General features: G+C 60.7%; 23 protein-coding genes, 4 tRNA genes and 1 other RNA gene. 20 read left to right on the forward strand and 8 right to left on the reverse strand.

The features are described 5' to 3' along the window. Positions 1-27: 27 nt before the first annotated feature. Positions 28-288: a MoaD/ThiS family protein gene (locus ACLI1M_RS00865; protein WP_049358915.1), complete on the forward strand. Its 261-nt coding sequence runs from the start codon at positions 28-30 to the stop codon at positions 286-288. Here the strand turns inward: ACLI1M_RS00865 and ACLI1M_RS00870 are convergent. Together ACLI1M_RS00870 and hisC are read right to left on the reverse strand one after the other, a co-directional pair. Next, positions 285-677: a phage holin family protein gene (locus tag ACLI1M_RS00870; RefSeq protein ID WP_411706614.1), complete on the reverse strand. Its 393-nt coding sequence runs from the start codon at positions 675-677 to the stop codon at positions 285-287. The genes ACLI1M_RS00865 and ACLI1M_RS00870 overlap by 4 nt on opposite strands. Further along, positions 678-1,730 (reverse strand): histidinol-phosphate transaminase, encoded by a 1,053-nt coding sequence (hisC, locus tag ACLI1M_RS00875; protein ID WP_248099283.1) that lies wholly within the window; start codon positions 1,728-1,730, stop codon positions 678-680. A gap of 108 nt (positions 1,731-1,838) precedes the next feature. On the opposite strand from hisC, the gene ACLI1M_RS00880 reads away from it, so the two are divergent. Further along, positions 1,839-1,927, forward strand: a tRNA-Ser gene (locus ACLI1M_RS00880). A 77-nt stretch (positions 1,928-2,004) separates the two neighbouring features. Here the strand turns inward: ACLI1M_RS00880 and ACLI1M_RS00885 are convergent. From ACLI1M_RS00885 to ACLI1M_RS00895, 3 genes are all read right to left on the reverse strand, one after another. After that, the gene (locus tag ACLI1M_RS00885; protein WP_239207815.1) at positions 2,005-2,229 is read right to left on the reverse strand and encodes a hemolysin III family channel protein; all 225 of its coding nucleotides are present in this window, start codon (positions 2,227-2,229) and stop codon (positions 2,005-2,007) included. An 80-nt stretch (positions 2,230-2,309) separates the two neighbouring features. After that, positions 2,310-2,693 (reverse strand): NUDIX hydrolase, encoded by a 384-nt coding sequence (locus tag ACLI1M_RS00890; protein WP_239207816.1) that lies wholly within the window; start codon positions 2,691-2,693, stop codon positions 2,310-2,312. Positions 2,694-2,721: 28 nt separating this feature from the next. After that, the gene (locus ACLI1M_RS00895) at positions 2,722-3,483 is read right to left on the reverse strand and encodes a hypothetical protein (protein WP_248099281.1); all 762 of its coding nucleotides are present in this window, start codon (positions 3,481-3,483) and stop codon (positions 2,722-2,724) included. A gap of 117 nt (positions 3,484-3,600) precedes the next feature. Here ACLI1M_RS00895 and ACLI1M_RS00900 point away from each other — a divergent pair, with 117 nt between their 5' ends. The 8 genes from ACLI1M_RS00900 to ACLI1M_RS00935 all read left to right on the forward strand — a co-directional run bounded on the left by ACLI1M_RS00900 (position 3,601) and on the right by ACLI1M_RS00935 (position 11,295). Beyond that, the gene (locus tag ACLI1M_RS00900; protein ID WP_049359000.1) at positions 3,601-3,963 is read left to right on the forward strand and encodes a YidH family protein; all 363 of its coding nucleotides are present in this window, start codon (positions 3,601-3,603) and stop codon (positions 3,961-3,963) included. Continuing rightward, the gene (locus ACLI1M_RS00905; protein WP_200288386.1) at positions 3,956-4,264 is read left to right on the forward strand and encodes a DUF202 domain-containing protein; all 309 of its coding nucleotides are present in this window, start codon (positions 3,956-3,958) and stop codon (positions 4,262-4,264) included. The genes ACLI1M_RS00900 and ACLI1M_RS00905 overlap by 8 nt, the downstream gene beginning before the upstream one ends. 138 nt (positions 4,265-4,402) lie before the next feature. Continuing rightward, the gene (gene mgtE, locus ACLI1M_RS00910; RefSeq protein WP_023020367.1) at positions 4,403-5,767 is read left to right on the forward strand and encodes a magnesium transporter; all 1,365 of its coding nucleotides are present in this window, start codon (positions 4,403-4,405) and stop codon (positions 5,765-5,767) included. A 258-nt stretch (positions 5,768-6,025) separates the two neighbouring features. Continuing rightward, positions 6,026-7,600, forward strand: coding sequence for an SLC13 family permease (locus tag ACLI1M_RS00915; protein ID WP_086588616.1), 1,575 nt, complete (start codon positions 6,026-6,028; stop codon positions 7,598-7,600). A gap of 41 nt (positions 7,601-7,641) precedes the next feature. Next, a complete protein-coding gene (locus ACLI1M_RS00920; protein ID WP_411706615.1) occupies positions 7,642-8,715 on the forward strand; it encodes a GTP-binding protein in 1,074 nt (357 codons plus the stop codon). A 120-nt stretch (positions 8,716-8,835) separates the two neighbouring features. Then, a tRNA-Arg gene (locus ACLI1M_RS00925) sits at positions 8,836-8,908 on the forward strand. Between the two features lie 420 nt (positions 8,909-9,328). After that, positions 9,329-10,252: a DUF418 domain-containing protein gene (locus tag ACLI1M_RS00930; protein WP_248099276.1), complete on the forward strand. Its 924-nt coding sequence runs from the start codon at positions 9,329-9,331 to the stop codon at positions 10,250-10,252. 2 nt (positions 10,253-10,254) lie between these two features. Continuing rightward, positions 10,255-11,295 (forward strand): trypsin-like serine protease, encoded by a 1,041-nt coding sequence (locus tag ACLI1M_RS00935; RefSeq protein ID WP_248099273.1) that lies wholly within the window; start codon positions 10,255-10,257, stop codon positions 11,293-11,295. Here ACLI1M_RS00935 and ACLI1M_RS00940 read toward each other — a convergent pair. Further along, entirely contained in the window at positions 11,292-12,320 is a 1,029-nt protein-coding gene (locus tag ACLI1M_RS00940) for a prephenate dehydrogenase (protein WP_248099271.1), read from the reverse strand. The genes ACLI1M_RS00935 and ACLI1M_RS00940 overlap by 4 nt on opposite strands. A 39-nt stretch (positions 12,321-12,359) precedes the next feature. On the opposite strand from ACLI1M_RS00940, the gene ACLI1M_RS00945 reads away from it, so the two are divergent. The 6 genes from ACLI1M_RS00945 (at position 12,360) to tgt (ending at position 17,715) form a co-directional block, all read left to right on the forward strand. Beyond that, positions 12,360-12,839, forward strand: coding sequence for a tRNA adenosine deaminase-associated protein (locus ACLI1M_RS00945; protein WP_239207824.1), 480 nt, complete (start codon positions 12,360-12,362; stop codon positions 12,837-12,839). Positions 12,840-12,864: 25 nt separating this feature from the next. Then, positions 12,865-13,296: a nucleoside deaminase gene (locus ACLI1M_RS00950; RefSeq protein WP_200289076.1), complete on the forward strand. Its 432-nt coding sequence runs from the start codon at positions 12,865-12,867 to the stop codon at positions 13,294-13,296. 51 nt (positions 13,297-13,347) lie between these two features. Next, positions 13,348-13,548 carry a CsbD family protein gene (locus tag ACLI1M_RS00955; RefSeq protein ID WP_005323174.1) on the forward strand — a complete coding sequence of 67 codons (201 nt, stop codon included), beginning with the start codon at positions 13,348-13,350 and terminating at the stop codon, positions 13,546-13,548. 90 nt (positions 13,549-13,638) lie between these two features. Next, positions 13,639-13,726, forward strand: a tRNA-Ser gene (locus ACLI1M_RS00960). Positions 13,727-13,930: 204 nt separating this feature from the next. Continuing rightward, positions 13,931-16,468 (forward strand): MMPL family transporter, encoded by a 2,538-nt coding sequence (locus ACLI1M_RS00965; protein WP_248099268.1) that lies wholly within the window; start codon positions 13,931-13,933, stop codon positions 16,466-16,468. Positions 16,469-16,470: 2 nt separating this feature from the next. Further along, complete coding sequence (gene tgt, locus ACLI1M_RS00970) at positions 16,471-17,715, forward strand: tRNA guanosine(34) transglycosylase Tgt (RefSeq protein ID WP_248099266.1); 1,245 nt, start codon at positions 16,471-16,473, stop codon at positions 17,713-17,715. On the opposite strand, the gene ACLI1M_RS00975 is transcribed toward tgt, so the two are convergent. Next, positions 17,700-18,374, reverse strand: a complete 675-nt coding sequence (locus tag ACLI1M_RS00975; RefSeq protein ID WP_369707467.1) for a queuosine precursor transporter — start codon at positions 18,372-18,374, stop codon at positions 17,700-17,702. The genes tgt and ACLI1M_RS00975 overlap by 16 nt on opposite strands. 33 nt (positions 18,375-18,407) lie before the next feature. Here ACLI1M_RS00975 and gluQRS point away from each other — a divergent pair, with 33 nt between their 5' ends. From gluQRS to ACLI1M_RS00990, 3 genes are read left to right on the forward strand one after another with little or no spacing between them, the layout of a single operon-like run. Beyond that, positions 18,408-19,301: a tRNA glutamyl-Q(34) synthetase GluQRS gene (gene gluQRS / locus ACLI1M_RS00980; RefSeq protein ID WP_248099264.1), complete on the forward strand. Its 894-nt coding sequence runs from the start codon at positions 18,408-18,410 to the stop codon at positions 19,299-19,301. An 11-nt stretch (positions 19,302-19,312) separates the two neighbouring features. Then, entirely contained in the window at positions 19,313-20,893 is a 1,581-nt protein-coding gene (locus ACLI1M_RS00985; RefSeq protein WP_248099263.1) for a cation:proton antiporter, read from the forward strand. 10 nt (positions 20,894-20,903) lie between these two features. Further along, positions 20,904-21,239: a hypothetical protein gene (locus ACLI1M_RS00990; protein WP_200288376.1), complete on the forward strand. Its 336-nt coding sequence runs from the start codon at positions 20,904-20,906 to the stop codon at positions 21,237-21,239. 90 nt (positions 21,240-21,329) lie between these two features. Here ACLI1M_RS00990 and ACLI1M_RS00995 read toward each other — a convergent pair. Next, positions 21,330-21,418: transfer RNA gene (locus ACLI1M_RS00995), tRNA-Ser, on the reverse strand. Between the two features lie 179 nt (positions 21,419-21,597). Between ACLI1M_RS00995 and ffs the strand changes: the two genes are divergently transcribed. Beyond that, positions 21,598-21,696, forward strand: an RNA gene (ffs, locus tag ACLI1M_RS01000) — signal recognition particle sRNA small type. The last annotated feature ends 15 nt before the right edge of the window (positions 21,697-21,711 follow it).

A 21,711-nucleotide genomic window follows, 5' to 3' on the forward strand; every position in this document is an offset into this window, starting at 1 on the left:
CAGGGGTGCGTAGGCATAGTAGAAGGCATGTTGACCGTTCACTATTTCGCTGCCGCACGCGCCGCCGCGGGGGTGGCTTCTGAGCAGGTAGACGCCCCCGCTACCTTGGGTGATTTGGTAGTGCAGCTGGGCAAGGACCATACCGGCACCACTGCGGCCGGCATGAGCCTGAAAGAAGTGCTGGGGCGCTGTAGCTTTCTTATCGACGGCGCTGGGAACACCGCCATGGATTCTCCCCTGGCCGGCGTGACCCGCGTGGACGTTCTGCCACCTTTTGCGGGCGGCTAATCGCGCTGGCGCAGCGGACTAGTAAAGAAATTGATGACGCTGCTGACGATGGACAGCACGATGGCGACGATAATCGCGGCGCCCCAAGAGTCGATGACAAGGTGGCCAATCCCGAGGTCAAGCGTATTGAGCGCCCACTCCACGATGATGAGCGCTGCGCCGTTTATGACGAGGGAGAACAGCCCGAGTGTCAGGCACGTCAGCGGTGCGCCAAGGACGCGCAGCACCGGCGTGACTACGGCATTAATGATGATGAAGACGATGGCAATGGCGATGAAATTTCCGGTTTCGGCCGGAGTGATGGAGATTCCGGGAATGACAGTGACCACGGCCCACAGCGCCACCGCAATGGCAAAGACATTCAGGGCGAAGTTAATAAGCGATCGCATTTAGCCTCCTACGGTTGCATTCCATGCCTTAAGCAAAGTGTCGGTTTCTTCCTCGGTAGTAACGGTAATACGAATTCCCTCGCTAAAGGCGCGAACGAGCACGCCGCGTTCGGCGAGGCGGGCGGCTATCTCCTGCGGAGTGCCAAGACTGGCAAGATTCTGAGCCGGCAGCCACACGTGATTCGCCTCGGAATGCGGCACGCCCCAGTCCTGCAGGGCTGCTTCTAAGCGCTCGCGCTGGACGACGGTCTCCTCGGTACGCTCCCGCAGCGAATCCTGCGCCGCCAGTGCCGCGCGGGCGCCAACCTGTGCCACGGTGCTGGCGGAGAAGGGGATAGCCACCTTATTGAGGGCTTCAATGATATTTTCCGGGCCGAAGGCATAACCGATGCGGACCCCGGCCAGGCCATAAGCCTTAGAGAAGGTGCGCAGGCACACCAGGTTGGGAAAGGTACCCACCAGCTCCGTGCCCAGCGGAGTGTCGGTGGCGCGGTTGTATTCGATATAGGCCTCGTCGAGGGCTACGAGGACGTCGGCAGGCACGGCATCCATGAATGCGGCGAACTCGGCCTTGGTAATCGTGGTACCCGATGGGTTATTGGGATTGCACACGAAGATGAGCCTGGTTTTATCCGTGATTTTCTTCGCCATGGCAGGAAGGTCCACGCGCTGGTCTGTACTGAGCGGAACCGGAATGGGGTGGGCGCCCACCACTTGGGCGAAGATGGGGTAGGCCTCGAAGGAGCGCCATGGGAAGAGGATTTCTTCGCCAGGGGTGGCGGCAATTTCAGCCAACTGTTGGCACAGTGCGGATGAGCCGGTGCCCACCGCCACCTGCTCCTGATCCACGCCCAGGTGCGCGGCTAGGTCCTCGCGCAGTGCGGTGGCCGCAATATCCGGGTAGCGATTAGCCTGTGCGGCTGCCTCTGCCATGGCCGCGGCCGCTTCTGGCAAGGGCGGGTGAGCCGTCTCGTTAGAGGAAAGCTTGAGTGCGTCATCGTTGCGCGCACCAGCGACATAGGCAGGGATGGCTTTCAGATCGGGGCGAATCATGCCTACCACTGTAGGGCCTGCGCCTTTGCTACGGGAGCGAAAGCAGGGGGCTAGTTTGGCAGCGACGGGGTAGGCAGGTATTCTCAAACGAGGTTCCTTGTGAACCGTGGAGATGTGCCAGAGCGGCCGAATGGGGCTCCCTGCTAAGGAGTTGACCCTTCTGGGGTCCGGAGGTTCGAATCCTCTCATCTCCGCCAATTAATCCCGAGCGAGTGTGCTCGGGATTTTTTATTCGGGTTTTATTCTCGCCGGCGCCGTGAAGCGGAGAAATCTGCTATTTGCGCTGGTACTTGGCGCAGCGGCGGAAGAGCGTGAGCATGCCGGTGCCGAAGATGAAGCTTCCGGTAAAAGCCGCAGCGCGCAGGGAAGTGACCTCGTGGAAGAGGGCAGGCACCATGAGAATGGCGATAACAGAGCTAATGACTCCTAGGACGAGGAAAGTAATCGTCACGATAGGTCCCAGTGTGGATTGCTGCGGCATGGGGGTCAGTCCTTTCATCACTCAATTCTGATGAAAATAACTCTAGGTTGCCCTCCCAGGAGCTGCAATAGGAAATTCTTAAGGGATCAAGCAGGGCCTTAGGATTCTAGGGCAGGAAAGACCTCGTCGCGCAGTAGGTGGGCGAGCTCGCGATTTGGGTTGGTGGGGTCTACCCATGCGACTTCCGCAATCTCTGCGGCTGCGCGGGCAAGGATTGGGCGAGGATAGGTAAAGATGTGGCCGCGCACGGTTTCGCCGGGTTCGTTGGCGGCCGGCGCGTCGAAGGTGCCGAGCGGGGAAAGCTCCGGGAGGCGGACCTCCACACCGATTTCCTCTGCGACCTCGCGGGCTGCGGCCTGTGCGGGGGTTTCGCCAGCCTCAAGCTTGCCGCCAGGTAACTGGAACTTGGTGGACGAATCCTTGCGCACGGTGAGGACATGGCCAAAGGAATTACGGAAAACTACGGCGGCAACTTCAATCATGGGCCCGACTATAACTCGCTGCGGCGGGTTAGTTCAGAATGCCGGGTGCCCACTCGCGCTCCACTTGGGCAAGCGCTGCTTCTATTTGTTGCTCTTTCAAGCCGATGTCGGGAGTACCGGCGGATACCGGGTCACCGGCGAGCACGGCAAGTAGTGTCCAGCCATTATTAACGCTGGGGCTCACACGCAGATCGTCGGGGTTTTCCGCAATGGCAGTGCCATCTGACCTCATCAATTCAGGCGGATAGTCGACAGCTTTCACGGTTGCGAGCTCTGGTAGTACTTCCGTGGAGCCATCAGGAAAGAACACCATGATGCGCGCCCGGTGGAAGTAATAGTGGTCATCGCCTACAGGGTTCTTTTCTTCCTTGGTATCACAGTGGTAGAAGTTTCCCACCAGCACGGGATAAAACTCGAGCCAGTTATTGGCCCACGCTGTGCGGAGCAGAGTGCGCTCATTGTGGGTCGAGGCCAGCCAGCGAACGGGCTTGGAAATGCCGAATGCGATGATGGACAGGCTGATGAGCAAGGCGATGCGGAAATCGAGCCCGGTAAGAGCAAAGGGGAAGAATCCCAGAATTACGATGCTACCCATATGGAAGAGCTGGAAGAGGAAGTCGAATTTCGTATGGTTCTTGGAGGGGCACGGGCCGTTGTTAAAAACGGTCTCGCGCAAGCCGGTGGCATCGGGGCGGGTATTTGGGGTGCTGACGCGCTTGATGTTCTCTTTGCTGAAAAACTCGTCCTCGTGCGGGGAGGATGGCACGTAGTTGCACAAGCGCAGGTTCATAGGGGATGGATGCTCCTTGGCTCAGGGGGCTGGCCTGTGCCTATGAGGCTACGGAAAGGCGAAGCGTTGCGTGGGCTTGTCGCGACGCAAGAGACAAATGAATATAAAGTGGTGCCCATGAGTGACTCGAGGTTTCCCCGTTCGGTGTTTGCAGTTGGCACCGACCCTGATCCGCGTTTCACGCTCGCTAATGAGCGCACGTTCCTGGCGTGGATTCGCACTTCCCTGGCGTTGATTGCTGGCGGAGTAGCACTTGAGGCCTTTGACGTTCCGCTGCCAGGCACCCTGCGTGCCGCGGTATCGGTCTTCATGCTGATAGTCGCCATAATCTTGCCCGTGGTGGCGTGGGGGCATTGGAAGCAATCAGAGCGCGCAATGCGAGAGAATCGATCGCTACCATTTAGTTTCGGCCTTCCGGTCCTTGTTGCTGTAATCGTGGTGGTGGCTGGTGCGCTTTTGGTAGGCGAGTTCCTTGTCTAACCAGCCCTTTGATCCTGGTCTGCAACCAGAGCGCACGCGCCTGTCTTGGCAGCGCACCCTTTTGGCGCTTTCCTTAGTGTTGCTAGGCGTGATGCGGGCGGTGAGTGTGCACGTCTTCTTGCCGCTCGTCCTCCTTGCCGCCGGGGTGCTGGCGCTGGTCTTGGCGGTGTGGCAACGTGCCTCGCTTGTCGACGTCGCCCTGTCTTCCCAGGCTCCCCTTCCGCATGCAATCATTTTGGCCAGTACTGCCGGTCTGGTGTCTTTGCTGGCAGCCTTCGCCCTGTGGGGTCTATTCCTGTAGTCATCCCGGTGTCGTCATTGAGGTGGCTTCTGGGCGTCGTCATGCGGCCAGGGAGGATCTCTGGCGGATTTTCTGGGAAAATGGCGTAGTCTAAGAAGGCTGAAGTCAATAACCTGGGGCTGGAAAGGCGGGTAGGCCATGGCGGAGACCACCGAGCGGGCTAGCGATATTGTCGAGGCATGGCTCAAGCAAGAAGACGCCATTGACCCCACCAAGGCCCCGCGCCTCCAGGAACTCCTGGAGAGGGTGCCCCTGCAGGAACTCATCGCCGTCGTCGAGCGGCAAAATGCCGTCCGGTCGGCTTTGGCCCTGCGCTTGCTGCCGCGCCAGAAATCAATCGTCGTCTTTGATGCCCTCGATGCAAAGCATCAGGCCGATATCATCGATGAGCTGGGCAATGCTGATGTCTATGAGTTCTTCGACGAGCTTGATCCGGAAGACCGCGTGGCTTTGCTGGATGAGCTGCCTGCGGAGATTGCGGACCGGCTGCTGCGCTCACTGACTCAATCCAAGCGCGATGTCACGGGCGTGGTGTTGGGCTATGTCAAGGGATCGGTGGGGCGCCGAATGTCCCCCGAGGTGCCTGGAATCCACCCGGACATGAGCGTTAGGGACGCACTGTTTAAACTGCGGGAGACCGCACATGAGCTGGAAACTATCTACACCGTGCCCATTACCCGCGAGGATAGGCGTCTTGTGGGAGTGGTGAGCTTGCGCGAAATCTTCACCGCTGATGCCGCGCTGACCATGGCCGATATTATGCACGACCCCATTTTTGCCCGTGCTAGTGCTGACGCGGAAGAAACCGCGCGTTGGTTCCTCCCATTGGACATTCTTGCACTGCCTATCGTGGATGATTCGCACCGCTTGGTTGGTCTGCTGACGTGGGATGACGCTACGGACATTGTGGAGGAAGAAGATAGCGAGGACTCCGCTCGTGCTGGCGGTACCGAGGCCCTTCAACAGCCGTACCTATCCACGCCTTTACTCAAGCTGGTGCGCTCGCGCATCGTATGGCTGCTCGTACTGGCAGTTTCTGCGCTGTTGACTGTGCAAGTATTGGACTCCTTTGAAGGCACGCTGGCCAAGGCCGTGGTTCTCTCACTATTTATCCCGCTGCTGACCGGCACCGGTGGCAATACCGGCAATCAGGCTGCCACCACGGTGACCCGTGCTTTGGCGCTGGGCGATGTCCGCACCCGCGATCTCGTGGCCGTTTTGTGGCGCGAGCTACGCGTCGGCATGTTGCTAGGTGCCGTGCTCGGCTTGGCGGGACTGGGCCTGGCTACGCTGGTTTATGGCATGAGCATCGGCCTGGTCATCGGTTCGACGCTGTTTTTGATTTGCTCGATTTCTGCGACCGTAGGCGGGCTGATGCCCATCGTGGCTAAGACCATCGGTGCCGATCCGGCGGTCTTTTCTAACCCGTTTATCTCTACCTTCTGTGATGCTACGGGCCTCATTATTTACTTCCTCATTGCTAAGACCGTCCTGGGCATTTAACCCATCCTTCATCGATCGCGGGTGGAGGAGTGGTGGAGCCATTTCTGGTTTTAGGCAGGTGCGGTGTGTGCTATTCGGGGGTGCGGGGGTGGTTTATTGTGACGGGATATGGTTTCTGCGTCACATGTTTTGTATGGTCAGTGCATGCTTCGCAGTGAATTAGATAACTTTCTATTTGCTGTCTAGGCCAGCTAATAACCTGGGAAGTGCGGAGCATATCCCTCAGCACAGTCCTCTCTTAGTGAAGGAGCGCGCGGTATGACCACCCCGCATACTCACGAATCCACCGCCCACACCGAAGGTGACGAAGCCCCTAAAGTCCCACGCGGCGAATGGCGCCGGCAGTTTATTGGCCTCTTCGTGGGCTTGGCATTGGCGGTACTTGTCTTCTTTATCTTCCCCTCCAATGCCATCGAGACAGTCCAAGGCTCCTCTGGCGCAGATCCGGAAGCCGAGTACACGCTTGGTGCCATCCGCGCTGTTGCAGCGGTGACGATCCTTATGGGCGTGTGGTGGATGACTGAAGCTATTCCGCTCGCTGCCACCGCGCTGCTTCCGTTGGTTATTTTCCCACTAGCTGGCGTCGGATCAATCAAGGAGGTAGGCGCCCCGTATGCCTCCGCCACCATTTTCTTGTTCATGGGTGGCTTCCTTATCGCGCTGTCCCTGCAGCGCTGGAACCTGCACCGCCGCTTGGCCCTCTATGTGGTGAAGGTGATTGGTACCTCTCCCAAGCGCCTCATCTTGGGCTTTATGCTGGCCACCGGATTTTTGTCCATGTGGGTTTCTAATACGGCTACGGCCGTGGTGATGCTGCCTATTGGCACCTCGGTGCTCGCGCTGACCGCAGAGACCGTAGGTGGCTGGGAGAAGCAAAAGAAATTTGCCACGGCCCTCATGCTGGGCATTGCCTATTCCGCGTCCATTGGTTCGCTGGGCACGCTCATCGGCACCCCGCCGAATGCCTTCCTGAACGCGTATATGGCCGATACCTGGGGCGTTACCCTTGGCTTTGGTCGATGGATGGCGGTCGGTGTGCCGCTCGCCGTGATCTTCCTGCTGATTGCTTGGGCACTACTTATCACCATTTTCAAGCCAGAGATGAAGGATATTCCGGGCGGCCGCGAGCTTATCGACGATGAAATTAAGGCTCTCGGCCCTTGGACCCGTCCCCAGATTATGACCGGCGTCATCTTTGTTCTGGCCGCCGCAGCGTGGGTAATCCTGCCGCTGGTGCTTAAGGAATTTGAGAACTATGACGATGCCATCGTGGGTATCGCTGCCGGCATCGTGCTCTTTATTCTTCCGGCGGATAATCAGCGCCGCACTCGTCTGCTCGACTGGAAGACTGCCAATGAGATGCCGTGGGACGTTCTCTTGCTCTTCGGTGGCGGCCTGTCGCTGTCCTCGGTCTTTAATTCTTCCGGACTGTCTTTGTGGATCGGTGAGATGGCTAAGGGACTGAGCGTCCTCCCAGTTGTCCTTATCGTCGCCGCCGTAGCCGCACTGGTGCTCTTCCTGACTGAGATCACCTCTAATACCGCAACGGCTGCCACCTTCATTCCAATCATGGGCGGCGTTGCCGTGGGGGTTGGCCTGACCGCGGAGGGAGATATCAACGTTCTTCTGCTCACCATCCCAGTGGCGCTCGCGGCAACCTGTGCATTTATGCTCCCCGTGGCTACCCCGCCGAACGCCATTGCCTATGGTTCTGGCTACGTCAAGATTGGCGAGATGATCAAGGGCGGTCTCGGACTCAATATCATCGGCATCTTCCTCATTACCCTTACGGTGTATCTGCTGGCAGTGCCTATCTTCGGCCTCTCCATCTAGGGACGTAGCCATTCCCTAATGAAAAACGTTATCATTAGGGAATGGCTACACTCGTTACCGTGCTGTCCGGATTTTTAGGCAGCGGAAAAACCACGCTCTTAAACCATCTGCTGGCCAACCGCGAAGGGCGCAAGCTGGCCGTCATTGTCAATGACTTCTCCGAGGTCAATATTGACGCCGCCCTCGTTGCCGGCGAGGGCCACCTTGAGTGCGGCGAGGATCGCTTTGTCGAGCTATCCAATGGCTGCATCTGCTGCACCTTGCGCGAGGATCTCATCGAATCCGTGGGCAAACTCGCCCGCTCCGGCCGCTTCGATCAGATTGTCATCGAGTCCACTGGCATTTCCGAACCCATGCCCGTTGCGGCCACCTTTGAGTGGGAGTTTGAGGATGGCACGACGCTTGCCGAAGCCGCGTCTATCGACACCATGGTTTCCCTCGTTGACGCCTCGACCTTCCTGACGCACTTACGCCGCGGCAAGAGTCTCGCGTCCCAGAACATCGAAGCCACGCCTGGCGACGACCGCACCGTGGCTGACCTCCTAGTGGACCAAGTTGAGTTTGCTGACCTTATCCTCATCACCAAGACTGATTTGGTTGATGCTGCCGAAACCGAACGGGTCATCGCTACCGTGCGCGCCATGAACCCCCGTGCCCGCGTCGTGATTGTTACCAACGGTGTCATCGACCCGCGACTCGTCCTCGATGCCCACTTGTATGACACAGCTACCGCTGCCGCCTATCACGGCTACGCCGAAGAACTGGCCAACCCACATACTCCCGAGACCGAGGAATATGGCATCTCCTCGGTGGTCTTTCGTGCGGATCGGCCCTTTAACCGCGAGCGCTTACTTGCCGCCCTGCGGGCCAGCACCGGTCTGGTGCGTTCCAAGGGTTATTGCTGGATCGATACCGATCTGCGCGTTGCGCACGCCTGGCAGCAAGCCGGCCCGAACCTCCAGATCATGCCCGCGTCCCTCTGGGCGGCCAATGGCGTGACCCCTGGTGCTGAAATTGTTCTCATCGGCATTGACTTCGACCACGAGGCCACCCTGCAAGCTTTCCGGGACGCCCTGCTTTCCGACGCCGAAGTTGCCGCCCTCATTCCTTCCTAAAGCCTTCCTGCTTCTCGTGGGTAAACACCAAGTGAACTGGGGATTTGGTAGTTTCCCAGACCGTGGGTATAGTTATTTCTCGTTGCACAGCAGAGCACACGCACTGCTTACCAACGGTCTGCGCCCGTAGCTCAACGGATAGAGCATCTGACTACGGATCAGAAGGTTGGGGGTTCGAATCCCTCCGGGCGCACAAAATAAGCCGCCTTCGGGCGGCTTTTCTTGTATCTAATCTATTTCGCAGGTGCCCGTCTATGAAGTCTTCCTCATTGCTGCCGGGGCTCATTGCTGGCATTGTCCTTGGCCTCGCACTATGGCTCGGTTCTGGGAGCCTGTGGCTCCTTCTGGGCGGAGTTGGCTTAGTCTAATATGCGCCCCGCTTCTCAAGCTTGCTGCTGATCCCTCTCGGTCGCGCAAATATCGCGATGATAACTTCCGCGATTAGGCGGATTTTCGCTGCAGTAAAAAGTCTTAAGTAATCCCTTTATAAAATGCAGGACACGTATAAAACGTTCACAGCAACCTTCCAAACAGGCTTAGTAGAAAAAGAAAGTCTTTATTAATAAGGGGACTGCGGCAACGCGCTCCCCTCTGTCTTGAAGGAGAACGCTCGGTGTCCGCATCTTCGCGCATCGTTGGGCTTGATATAGCCCGTTCACTTGCCATTATTGGCATGATAGTCCTGCACATGGCCTCCCTCGTGTGGCATACCAAAGTCATTCTCAACGGCCTGCCCGCCGCGCTTTTTGCCATTTTGGCGGGCATCACATTGATGATTATTGCCCGCAATTTCACGGTGACGACGCTTCTGCGCATCCTCGCCCGCGGCTGCATAATTACACTCATCGGCCTCGCTCTACTGCCCCTTGGAGGTGAGATTCAGGTCGTCCTAGTAGTAATTGGCATCACCATGATGTTGCTGTGCTGGGTTCCCCCGTTGCACTGGGCCTGGAAGCTAATCCTATTCGCTGCCGCCACCGTAGCCGCGACCGTGAAATACGCTCCGCTGACCCTACCGCAGGTCTACCCACTGCTGGCCTATATCGCATATTTCCTCGCCGGCATGCTGCTCTATGAAATCTATATTCGCAAGCAACGCGCAGCTGCGCAGTGGGTTTCCACTGCGATAGCCGGCATCGTTGCCGCTATCGGTTTTTACTTCCGCTTTACTACGGACATTCCTGGCTGGCTACGTTTTACCGGCCACACCGGCGTCGTGGGTGAGATCATGCTGTCCATTGCCGTCGCTGCAGTCGTCCTACACCTCTGCCTGCTTGCTGGTCGAGCTGCGCCCAAGCTGGTCTATCCCTTTGCTGCGCTGGGTGCGATGTCGCTGAGCATCTACATCTTGCACGTGCTCACCGCCTACTACTGGCAAAGCCACATCGCCCTGCACAACACCGCCTGGGCCTGTGCCTTCATTGCCCTCTTCCTCGTTATCGCAACCCTGTGGCGCCGCCTGATAGGGAAGGGGCCGGCCGAATGGGCCGTCGCCAAAGCTATTGCCATCGCCGTTCCTGCCGGAAAGAAGGACTAATCATGCAGCACAAAATTTTCCCCGCCTTGCTCGCCGCCAGCATCGTTGCACTGACTGCCGCCCCGGCCACTGCGCTCGAACACGGTGATCCAGCAACGGACTCCCCGGAGGCCCGCACCGTCGCTCAACTCAAGATAGGACGCGTGGGTAGTTTCGGTGATTGTACCGGTACTCTCGTGGCCGTCCAATGGGTGCTCACCGCACGTCACTGCCTCGAGTCTGTGAATAACACGGGCACCCAGGCCCGCATTAACGGAACCACCTACGACACTGATTCCTGGGCACTGTCCCCGCTTTCCGACGCCGCCCTTCTCCACCTCACCGCCCCTGTCACCGATACAAAGCCCGCAGAGATTTCCACCCAAGTTCCGGAACCGGGCAAACGCGGCACACTCTACGGCTGGAGCAGTAGTTCTTCTATGGCGCGCCGCGGTCAGCTGCCCCAAGCGGAAATGGAGGTGGCCGAGCTCCTCGGCGGTAGCCCCGCCGGACCTGCCGGCGCGGACGCTGCCGCGAGCACCGGTGAGGATACCGATGGCGGAGAAAGCGTTCCCGCGGCCGAGGCTATGCCGGGGCTTAAAGCACCGGAGGGTACAGAAAGCGTGCCAGCCGGCGAGGCGATGCCGGGTGGGGCGATGCCGAGCGGGGCGCCCGATGGCCCGATGCCGCTTATCGAAAGCGCCATCCTTGATGTTCACTCCACCGGCCGAGCCGGTATGCAAGGCGGTGACTCCGGCGGCCCCTTCTTTGTCGACGGTAAACTCGCCGGACTCGCCACGGCGGGCACCGCGAACGGGGACCCAGACCTGCCTTCACCTAGCGCGGCTATTACCACGCTGGCCGGCACCAAGGACTGGATCGAGGGAGTGGTAAGCGGACGCGATAAGGAAGCGATTCTCACCGCGGAAACCACTCCCGAACCGCCGAAAACCCCGCAGACCAGCGCCGACCACGCTTGGCTTTATGCCGAAATAGCAGTGCTAGGTCTTATTGCCGCCGCGGTAGTATCCCGCATTCCCGGCCTACGGGGTCGCAAGCGCTAGAAAATCTCGATGCGCCCACCCAGGGACTCGGACTGGCGCAGCTGCGCCACCCAATTCGGGCCGCCTGGGTGTAGGCGCAGCACCGGGCGGGAAGAAATCTTGACCGGGGAGACCGATTCCTTGCGCGCGCCAGAACGGGCATCGATACGGGTGCGGGCGCGATAACCGGCGTCGGAAAGCTCGGCGATGGAAGGCTCGGGGGAGTCGAGCTTCTCGCGGGCGTCGCGAAGCAGATCCAAGGCCTCGTCCAAAGCCTCCACCAACGCCGGGGCATTGGTTTCGCACATCTGCTGCACTAGCTCCGGCTGCGTACCGGCCACGCGCGTCGCGTCCTTGAAAGAACCGGCAGACAGGGACTGCGCCAAGATTCCGCCGTTATCGCCCACTACAGCGAGAATTTCGGCGAAGACATGCGGCAGGTGGGAAATGCGCGCCACCGCTGCATCGTGGTTAGCCACGCGGATAGGAACCGCCTCCGCGTGCACCATCTGCGTCATGCGTACAACCTCGGTAAAGGTCTCAATCCACTGCTTAGGAATCTTTTCCCCACGCGCCTCGCACTCGGCGGCATAGTCATAAGTGATGCCCCACGCCGCACGGCGGAAGAGATCCCGCTGGGAGTTATCCCAACCGGATTTGGAGGTGCCCGCCATCGGGTGCCCGCCCACGTAGCGCGATTCCATGCCGCGTTCGAGGACCTGCTGGCGCACCGCGGTCTTTACGGAAACCACATCTGTAATGCCGCAGCTAGGCGCGTGCTCCTGGATGGCATCGAGGACCTCGCCCACTGCGGTCATGGGAACAGCGATGACGATGAGCGCATCTTCGGCTTCCGCGCGGGTCAAAATAGCGGGAAGATCATCGGTGACGTCAAAGCCCTGCTTTACTGCAGTGCGGGCGCCAGAAGTGGAGTGGTTATATCCAAAAACGGGGTGTTTATATCCGGCTAGATCGCGCAGCAAAGAGCCGCCGATGAGGCCGAGGCCAATAATGCAGATAGGGCGTTGAACATCTTGAGAACTCACGGTGACAATTGTGGCACAACACGACTAATCTCACGAGGTATGAGCAACGAAAATTACTCCTTCGCAGTAACCGTCGCCCGTAATACGGGCCAGTGGCTGGTGCGCAGCTTCAACGATGACTTCGAGGATCCGCAGACCTCCATCAATGCGGTGCGCAGCCTGCGCTCTGAGGGCGCTGCGTTCGCGCTGCTGTGCGTGGAGGATGCCTATTTCATCGCCGTGCGCCCCGTGCCGGGCGGGGTGAAGATGCTCATTTCGGATGCCACCTATGGCGTTGATGATGACTTTGCGGCCGATTTCATGGATATCAACGACCATGAAATCCCGGATGTGGACCCTGAAGAGGCCGACCCTTATGGCGAGGGCGATTTCGATATCTTCGCCGATCTCGGCCTATCCGAGGATCAGGTGGGCTACATCATCGACAATGACGAAGACTGGCCTTCTGATATGTTGCTGCGCATCGCCGGCGAGCTCGGCTTCGGCGATGAACTGGAAGACGTCATTGATAACGCCTGAGCCCCTCCAGCGCGCAGAGGCCCGCATGCGCCGCGCCCTGGACGTCGCCAAGTGCACCCCGGCAGGCGATGTACCGGTGGGTGCGGTGCTTTTTGACGCCACCGGAGCCGAACTCGCCACCGGAGTAAACCGCCGCGAGCAACGCGCCGATCCCACTGCCCACGCCGAGGTAGAGGCCATCCGCCAAGCAGTGCGCGTCTATGGAGACGGCTGGCGCCTTTCCGGCTGCGAACTTGTCGTCACCCTAGAGCCCTGCGCCATGTGCGCCGGTGCTTTGCAGGCTGCGCGCGTTTCTTCCGTAGTCTTCGGCGCTTTTGAACCCAAGACCGGCGCGTGCGGCTCGCTTATCGATGTCCTGCGTGCCCCCACCGCCCCCTTTGCCCCGCAGGTTCGCGGCGGCGTTCTGGAAGAGGAATGCGCGATGTTGCTCAGAAACTTCTTCGGCGACCTGCGCTGAAAGTGCGTACACTGGTGCTCATACATTATCCGTCTACTCAAAGGAGTGATTATGGGCGATTTGGAAAACAAGAAGGATGGCCTCGTAGGCAAGGCAAAGGAAGCCTACGGCGAAGCTACCGATAACAAGGACGTAGCTAACGAGGGCAAGGCCGACCAGGTCACCTCCGAGGCTAAGGACAAGCTGTCCGACGCTGCCGAGGGTATCAAGGACAAGGCTAACGAGGTTATCGGCGGCCTGAAGGACGACTAATCCTCATCCGTATTTCTGCATATCGCTGCGCTGGCACCCCGCTGGCGCAGCGATTTTGTCGCTCGGGCGCACTCCCGTAATCTGGAACGCGGTGGCGTGTCCGAGCGGCCGAAGGTGATCGCCTCGAAAGCGATTGTTGGGTAACCCCCAACCGCGGGTTCAAATCCCGCCGCCACCGCACCGAGATCCCGGTCTGTTTGCGCAGGCCGGGATTTTCTTTTTCCCGGCTAGGCCGCGGGGCACGGGGGGAGGGGCCCGGCTGGCCGCCAGCTGTGAAAACTGGGACGCAGGTGGCTTCGCGATAGGGGATTATAGGGTGCGGCCACTACACTAGGGCGAAGTTCACCCCGTCCCCCACGTGAATGCGAAGGTACATCTACCCGTGGCTACATTGCTTTATCGTCTTGGGCGCTGGTCTTTCCTCCATAAGTGGAAGGTCATCGTGGCATGGCTGCTGCTGCTCGCCGCCGTTGGCGGTGCCGCCGCTTTGCTGATGAAACCGATGACGAGCGAGTTCTCCATCAAGGGAACCCCGTCTATCGACGCCACCTATAAGACCATGGACCTCTTCCCAGAGGGCGGCAACCCTGCCAATTCACCCTCGGTCAACGTGGTCTTCAAGGCCCCAGATGGCCAGAAGCTTTCTGATCCAGCAAACCGCGAGGCCATCGACGCCACCATCTCCTACCTCGAAGACAACCTGAAGATGGGCGATACCACGCGCTTTGGCAACCCGCTTGAGGTCTCGCCCCGTCTGCAAGATCAGGTCATCCACCAATTCACGGATATGGGGCTGCCGGAAGCATCTGCCCGCGCTGACGCGGATAACCTCGCGATGGTAAATGACGATGAGACCATCGCATATACCACCTTCAATTTTGACGCCGAGTCGCCTTATAGCGTGGAGCAAGCAGATAAGGACACCGTCACGGAGGCGATGAATATCGCCCGCGACCGCGGCCTTATCGTCGAAGGCAATGGCGCCGGATTTGGTGATGAGATCGCAGTCAATTCCACCTCCGAGATTATCGGCCTGGGCGTCGCCTTCCTCGTGCTCATTTTCACCTTCGGCTCGCTGGTGGCCTCGGGAATGCCTTTGGTCTCCGCCGTCATTGGCGTGGGACTCGGCGCGCTCAGCATGCTCATCGCCACCCACTGGATTGAGCTCAATAATATGACCCCGGTTCTGGCCATCATGATCGGCCTGGCTGTGGGCATCGACTACGCACTGTTTATCCTTTCGCGCTACCGCGCCGAGCGCCGCCGCATGGATGGGCCCGATGCCGCAGGCATGGCGGTGGGTACGGCCGGCTCCTCCGTGGTCTTTGCCGGCGCGACGGTCTTTACCGCGCTCTTCGCGCTCATCATTGCGCGCATTGGCTTCCTCACGGCCATGGGCTTGGCCGCCGCCGGCACCGTCGCCATCGCCGTGTTGGTCTCGCTCACGCTCATCCCTGCGATGCTGGGCTTGCTGGGCGATAAGGCCTTCAATGGCCGAATCCCCGGTGTGGCCGGCACCCCGACCCGCAAGGGCAAGCGCCGCCGCGGGCCCACCATGGGCAACCGGTGGGTGCGTTTAGTCCAGAAGGTGCCCGGCCTGGCTATGGCGCTGGTCGTGCTCTCCTTGGGGGCTATGACCGCGCCGGTACTCCAGATGGAGCTTGCCCTTCCGGCCGATACCACGTCGAACCCCGATACCACCCAGCGCAAGGCCGCCGACATCATGTCCGAAGGCTTTGGCCCCGGCGTCAACGGTCCTTTCCTCGCCGTGGTCGATGCCCACACGGTCAACGCGGAATCCGGCGCCTTGGCCCCGCTTGTCGACGCCCAGTCCCAACCCGAACCAGCCCCCGCTCCCGAGCAGGATGCGGCCGAGAATGCTGCCCCCGAAGAGGAGATGCCTGAGCAGCCGCAGGGGGACCAGCCCTCAGCCGAGCCGGAGATCGCCCCGGCCGCTGAGGTGGTAGACACCTCCGCAGAGGATAAGGCCGCGCTCGCGTCCTTCCTCTACACCGCGGACCAGCTCAAGGGCTTGGGCGGGGTGAAGCACGCGCAGATTGTCGGCCTGAGCCAGGACAAGCGCGCCGCACAGATCATGGTTACCCCTGAAACCGCGCCCACGGACGCTGCAACGGTGAACGTCGCGCACGCGCTGCGCTCGGCCACCGGCGAGATCGAGGACGCCACCGGTACCGACATCGGCCTGACCGGCCTGACGGCCGTGCAGCTCGATATCACCGAGCGCCTCGAGGAAGCCATGGTGCCGTACCTGGCCATCGTCGTGGGTCTGGCCATTGTGCTGCTGCTGTTGGTCTTCCGCTCCATCTTGGTGCCGCTGGTTGCGGGCTTGGGCTTCCTGCTGTCCGTCGGCGGCGCCTTCGGCCTGACCGTCCTGGTCTGGCAGGAAGGCCTGTGGAACCTGGTGCCCGCGCCGGGCCCGCTGATTTCCTTCATGCCCATCTTCCTCATCGGCGTGACCTTTGGCCTCGCGATGGACTACCAGGTCTTCCTGGTCACCCGCATGCGCGAGCACATTTCTCGCCACCCGGAGGGCACCGGCGGGCGTTATAGCGCCGTCGACGAGGCCACCATCACCGGCTTTACCCAAGGCGCCCGCGTGGTAACGGCCGCAGCCATCATTATGATTTCGGTCTTCGTGGCGTTTATTAACCAGCCGCTGCCATTTATCCAGATCTTCGGCTTTGCCTTGGCCGCCGGCGTGCTTTTCGACGCCTTCTTTATCCGCATGACCCTCGTCCCCGCCACCATGTTCCTTATGGGCCGCGCGACGTGGTGGATGCCAAAGTGGCTGGCCAAGATTCTGCCCACCCTGGACATCGAAGGCACCGCCCTGGAAGAAGAATGGGAAGCTAAACACGCCACCCCAGCCCCTATCCCTGCAGACAAGGAAGAAGAATAGAAATGGACTTGAGCTTCGACATCGGCAAGCGCCTGCCCGAAGGTCCCGGCAAGCACGGCCGCAGCGGTGTCATCCGCACCCCACACGGCGATATTCAGACCCCGGCCTTCATCCCGGTGGCCACTAAAGCCACGGTAAAGACCCTGACTCCGGAGCAGATTCGCTCCACCGGCGCGCAAGCCATTTTGTCGAATGCGTACCACCTTTACCTGCAGCCAGGCCACGACATTGTGGACGAGGCCGGCGGCGTGGCGGAGTTTGAAAACTGGCACGGCCCGACCTATACCGACTCCGGCGGCTTCCAGGTGATGTCGCTGGGCGTAGGTTTCAAGAAGGTCCTTGCGATGGATATCGCGGAACTTAGCGATAAGGACATCCGCGCGGCAAAGAAAGAGCGCATGGCGCAGGTGGACGAGGACGGCGTGGATTTCAAATCCGTTATCGACGGCTCCAAGCACCGTTTCACCCCCGAGAAGTCCATGCAGATCCAACACGGGCTGGGGGCAGACATCATGTTCGCCTTCGACGAGCTGACCACGCTCGTTGATACGCGTACCTACCAGGAAGAATCCGTCGCGCGCACGCACCGCTGGGCTAAGCGCTGCCTGGATGAGCACGACCGCCTCACTCGCGAGCGCACCCATCGGCCGAAGCAGTCCCTGTGGGGCGTCGTTCAGGGCGCGCAGTATGAGGACCTGCGCCGCCAGGCCACCCGCGGCCTGCTCGACCTCGATCGCACCGCCCGCGAGGAAGGCAAGCGCGGCTTTGGCGGTTTTGGCATCGGCGGCGCGCTGGAGAAGGAAAACCTGGGCACCATCGTTGGCTGGGTCTGCGATGAGCTACCCGAGGACAAGCCGCGCCACTTGCTCGGCATCTCCGAGCCGGATGATATTTTCACCGCAGTCGAGGCCGGTGCCGACACCTTCGACTGCGTGGCGCCGACCCGCTTGGCGCGCCGCGGCGGCGTCTACACCCTCGACGGCCGCATGAACCTCACCAATGCGCGCTTTAAGCGCGATTTCGCTGGCGTCGACGAGGAATTCGGCGGCTACGTATCCGAGAACTATTCCCGCGCCTACCTGCAGCACCTGCTCAAGGCGAAGGAATTCCTTGCGGGTACGCTGTGCACCATCCACAACGTGGAGTTCATGATTCGCCTGGTAGATAATATCCGCGCCGCCATCGACGGCGGCTACTACGAGGCCTACCGCGATGAATTCCTCGGCCGCTACTACGCAGGCAAGTAGTCCTCGCGCTTTTTAACCCACGAGATAACCATGGCCGTCACCGGCAGCATGACGGCTTCCATCAGGGTCTTCCACACGAATCCCACGATGACGTAGTTGATGAAACCACCCACCGTATCCACGCCGATTACCGGCGCGGCGATGGCGCAAAACAGCAGCGTATCGCCGAATTCGCCCACCACGGTAGAGGCGATAAGGCGCGCGAAAAGCCCCTTTTCGCCCGAGCGCTTCTTCATCGCAGTCAGCGTCCAGGCATTGAGTAGCTGGCCCACGAGATAGCCGGCTAGCGAGGCGGCCAGAATCTGCGGCATCAGGCCAAGCGTGGCCGCGAAGGCCTCCTGGCCCTCATAGAAATCGGCCGCCGGCAGCCAAATGGCGATATAGAAGCACACGGCCGCCAAGATGGCCATCGCGAAGCCGATGTAGACCGCGCGCCGGGTGGATTTAAAGCCATAGCACTCGGAGAGCACGTCGCCGACGATATAGGCCAGCGGGAATAGAAAGAAGGCACCGTCGGTCACCAGCGGGCCGAGCTGGACGCCCTTGGTGGCGTTGATATTGGAAATCAGGAAGGTCACCACAAACACGGTGACCAGCCAAGGGTAGAGAGTAGAGCGGACGGGAATGAAGCGCACTTCAGCGCCGTTCGTTTTTTCCATGCCCGCCATTGTGCCAGCCCGTAGACTGTGGGCATGAATTCTGCGACCACCGGCGCCGGCCGCTACGCGCCGAGCCCCTCGGGGGATCTGCACTTCGGCAACCTCCGCACGGCGCTTCTGGCGTGGCTTTTTGCCCACTCGACGGGGCGGCGCTTTGTGGTGCGCGTGGAGGACATCGATAAGCAGCGCTCCTCCCAGGAATCGGCCGAGCGCCAGCTGGCGGACCTGCGCGCGCTCGGACTGGACTGGGACGGCGAGGTCATCTACCAGCACGATCGCGACGCTGCCTATGAGCAAGCCTTGGACCAGCTGCCCACCTACGAGTGCTATTGCTCGCGTAAGGACATCCGCGAAGCCTCCCGGGCCCCGCACGCCATCCCCGGCCAGTACCCGGGCACCTGCCGCAACCTCACCGAAGACCAGCGCGCGGCCAAGCGTGCCGAGCTTGCGGCCCAGAATCGCCGGCCCGCCCTTCGCCTGCTTGCCGACGTCCCCACTTTCACCATCCACGACGCCCTCCACGGCACCTATACCGGCGACGTGGATGACTTCATCCTGCGCCGCGGCGGCCAAGACACCGGCTGGGCGTATAACTTGGCCGTCGTCGTCGACGATGCGTTCCAAGGTATCGACCAAGTCGTCCGCGGTGATGATCTGCTCTCCTCCGCGCCGCGCCAGGCCTACCTGGCCTCGCTGCTCGGCATCGCAGCGCCGGAGTATATCCACGTCCCGCTCGTGCTCAATGAATCTGGCGATCGCCTAGCCAAGCGCGACGGTGCGGTGACCATGCGGGAAATGGGGGAGGTGGGGGACGTCGTCAAACAGCTGGCGGCCTCCCTGGGATATGAAGCCGACAGCGCCGCAGAGCTGCTCGCGCAATTCGAACCCGATCGCTTGCCTCCTGATCCCTATACCTGGCACGGGTAAAATCTGGGCCCATGGACGTTCTTTTGGTGCTCATTGGGCTCATGCTGCTGACCGTGTTCGTCGTCGCCATTGGCGACAAAATTGGGCTGCCGTGGCCGGCGTTGCTGACGATCATCACCGCCTGCGCCGTCTTCGTGCCGGGGCTGCCCAGGTTTGAGCCGCCCACCGAGCTCATCCTGCCGATTTTCCTGCCGCCGCTGCTGTGGGCGCTGGCCCGGCGCACCTCGTGGGGCGTTATCCGCGAACAATGGGTGACCATCCTGAGCCTTTCCGTGCTGTTGGTTGTCGCCACCACGCTGGCCGTCGGTGCCACGGCCTACGCCTTCTTACCCGGCATTAGCCTGGCCGCCGCCATCCTCATCGGTGCGGCCATCGCCCCACCGGACCCCGTCGCAGTCGATGCCGTGGCCGAGCCCGCCGGCATCCCGCGCCGCATCATCACCACCTTGCAGACCGAGGGCTTGTTTAATGACGCCGCTTCTATCGTCGCCTTCAATCTCGCGCTGACGGCCGTGACCCAAGGCGATGAGCTCTCCTTCGGCGGTGGTGTGCTCAACTTCTTCTACTCCGCATTCGTCGCGGGCGGCCTGGGGTGGGTCGTCGGCCGGCTGGTGGCGCTGTTTATTACCCACGTCCATGACGTCACCGCGCGCAACGCGCTGACCTGGGTGACGCCATTTGCCGTCTACCTCATCGCGGAGGAACTCGGTGCCTCCGGCGTTATCGCCGTGGTCATCGCGGCCGTAGAACTTAATTCCCGGGCCGATATCCAGGCCGAGGACCGCCTATCCGGTCAGTCCTTCTGGGAGACCATCGAACTGCTCTTTACTGGCGTGGCCTTCGGACTCATTGGCCTGACGGTCAATACCGCCATCGGCGAAGTGGGCTCGGACCTGTGGCATTCGGTGGTCGTGGGCGTCATCTTGTCCCTCGTGGCCTTTGTTGTCCGTTTGGTGTGGATGTATGCCTATTACCGCATCAACGTCTCCCGCGGCCGCCCACGGGTTGCGCCGCTGCGCCTGCAAGAGGTACTGCTGATGACGTGGTCCGGCATGCGTGGACTTGTCACTTTGGCGCTGGTTTTGTCCATCCCGGCGGGCGTGTTTAGTTTCCACCATGAGCTCGCCGTCATCGCGTTGACGGTCTTGCTGGCCACGATGGTGGTGCCCGGCCTGCTCTTGCCGTGGTTGATGGAGCGACTCGACCTCACGGAAGCCTCCCAGATTGCCAGCGATAAGATGCGCGCTGCCGTGGTTGGCCGTGCGCGTGCGGCCAGCATCGAGGCACTGTCGAACTTCCGGCCGGATGGGCATATCGCGCCCGACGCCGAAAAGGTGGATCCGGAAATTTCCGCCAACGTTATCCAATGGCTGGAAGACCGGATTGGTGATGGCGAGGATGTTTCCGAAGACTCCCGCAAGCAACGCGCCTGGCAGTTCCGCCACGTAGCTCTGGAGGCCCGCCGGACCGCTCTGACGGCGGCACAGGAGGAGCTGCTGCGCATGCGCGGCTATCGCGCCTATAACCCGGCCATCGTGGACGAGGTGCTGGAAGAAATCGACCGCATGGTCCTGGGCACCAAGCGCCACTAGGCTGGGCGGCATGAATGCCTTCGATTATGCGCAGCTTGAGGACGCGCTGGATTACCTCTATGACTTCCTCGACCAGGATCTGGCGGATCGCGTGCGCGCCGAGCGCGAGTTTGTGCCGGCCGGGCTCGAAGGCCTGCTTGCCGACGACTCCCTCGACGACTACGTCTGGCTGTGGATCAAGGACTCGGGCCCGAACGGCTTCCGGCAGTACCTGCGCGACGGAGGCTATCCCGAGGCCGAGGTCGCCCAGGCCTTCCTCTGGGCGCGCACTGAGTGGGGCATGAACACCCCGCCGCATATTGCGTGGCTAAAAGAAGACGGCTACGAACCGTCGGTCATCGATTAGCGGCTAGCGCGGCGTCGGCTAGCGCGGCCAAGCGCAGGTATAACAAAAATCCCGGCTCCGTTGCTATGCAGCAGGAGCCGGGATTTCTTGTGGCGGAGGATGTGGGATTTGAACCCACGAGGGGCGTGAACCCCGCACGCGTTCCAGGCGTGTGACATAGGCCGCTAGTCGAATCCTCCGAGAAGAAACATTAGCAGCCGTGGCAATTATTTTACCAATCGCCAGGTCAGGTCGTGTTTTCGGGGAATTTTAACCGTTGTGTGGTGGCTAGGTATCGAGAGCGGTACCCGCGAGCGGCGGAGGGCTGCGCGGCCGGAGTCCCATTTGGCTAAACCGGCGCTCGGGCGTTAAAGTATGGGGCAGGATTCCGCGTGGCGTCCATCCTCTGAACTCCCCCAGGGCAGGAATGCAGCAAGGGTCAGGAGGCTCTGACGGGTGCGCGGGGTCCCCTTTTTGTATGGCGTGCGTTACT

Origin of the sequence: Corynebacterium sp. LaCa54, assembly GCF_046717495.1 — a bacterium.
GTDB classification, from domain to species: Bacteria; Actinomycetota; Actinomycetes; order Mycobacteriales; family Mycobacteriaceae; genus Corynebacterium; species Corynebacterium kefirresidentii.

What these genes read in the sequence shown, in the direction of transcription:
- ACLI1M_RS00865 (WP_049358915.1), top strand. Translation starts at nt 28, where the DNA reads ATGTTGACCGTTCACTATTTCGCTGCCGCACGCGCCGCCGCGGGGGTG.
- ACLI1M_RS00870 (WP_411706614.1), bottom strand. Translation starts at nt 677, where the DNA reads ATGCGATCGCTTATTAACTTCGCCCTGAATGTCTTTGCCATTGCGGTG.
- hisC (WP_248099283.1), bottom strand. Translation starts at nt 1,730, where the DNA reads ATGATTCGCCCCGATCTGAAAGCCATCCCTGCCTATGTCGCTGGTGCG.
- ACLI1M_RS00885 (WP_239207815.1), bottom strand. Translation starts at nt 2,229, where the DNA reads ATGAAAGGACTGACCCCCATGCCGCAGCAATCCACACTGGGACCTATC.
- ACLI1M_RS00890 (WP_239207816.1), bottom strand. Translation starts at nt 2,693, where the DNA reads ATGATTGAAGTTGCCGCCGTAGTTTTCCGTAATTCCTTTGGCCATGTC.
- ACLI1M_RS00895 (WP_248099281.1), bottom strand. Translation starts at nt 3,483, where the DNA reads ATGAACCTGCGCTTGTGCAACTACGTGCCATCCTCCCCGCACGAGGAC.
- ACLI1M_RS00900 (WP_049359000.1), top strand. Translation starts at nt 3,601, where the DNA reads ATGAGTGACTCGAGGTTTCCCCGTTCGGTGTTTGCAGTTGGCACCGAC.
- mgtE (WP_023020367.1), top strand. Translation starts at nt 4,403, where the DNA reads ATGGCGGAGACCACCGAGCGGGCTAGCGATATTGTCGAGGCATGGCTC.
- ACLI1M_RS00915 (WP_086588616.1), top strand. Translation starts at nt 6,026, where the DNA reads ATGACCACCCCGCATACTCACGAATCCACCGCCCACACCGAAGGTGAC.
- ACLI1M_RS00920 (WP_411706615.1), top strand. Translation starts at nt 7,642, where the DNA reads ATGGCTACACTCGTTACCGTGCTGTCCGGATTTTTAGGCAGCGGAAAA.
- ACLI1M_RS00935 (WP_248099273.1), top strand. Translation starts at nt 10,255, where the DNA reads ATGCAGCACAAAATTTTCCCCGCCTTGCTCGCCGCCAGCATCGTTGCA.
- ACLI1M_RS00945 (WP_239207824.1), top strand. Translation starts at nt 12,360, where the DNA reads ATGAGCAACGAAAATTACTCCTTCGCAGTAACCGTCGCCCGTAATACG.
- ACLI1M_RS00950 (WP_200289076.1), top strand. Translation starts at nt 12,865, where the DNA reads ATGCGCCGCGCCCTGGACGTCGCCAAGTGCACCCCGGCAGGCGATGTA.
- ACLI1M_RS00955 (WP_005323174.1), top strand. Translation starts at nt 13,348, where the DNA reads ATGGGCGATTTGGAAAACAAGAAGGATGGCCTCGTAGGCAAGGCAAAG.
- tgt (WP_248099266.1), top strand. Translation starts at nt 16,471, where the DNA reads ATGGACTTGAGCTTCGACATCGGCAAGCGCCTGCCCGAAGGTCCCGGC.
- ACLI1M_RS00975 (WP_369707467.1), bottom strand. Translation starts at nt 18,374, where the DNA reads ATGGAAAAAACGAACGGCGCTGAAGTGCGCTTCATTCCCGTCCGCTCT.
- gluQRS (WP_248099264.1), top strand. Translation starts at nt 18,408, where the DNA reads ATGAATTCTGCGACCACCGGCGCCGGCCGCTACGCGCCGAGCCCCTCG.
- ACLI1M_RS00985 (WP_248099263.1), top strand. Translation starts at nt 19,313, where the DNA reads ATGGACGTTCTTTTGGTGCTCATTGGGCTCATGCTGCTGACCGTGTTC.
- ACLI1M_RS00990 (WP_200288376.1), top strand. Translation starts at nt 20,904, where the DNA reads ATGAATGCCTTCGATTATGCGCAGCTTGAGGACGCGCTGGATTACCTC.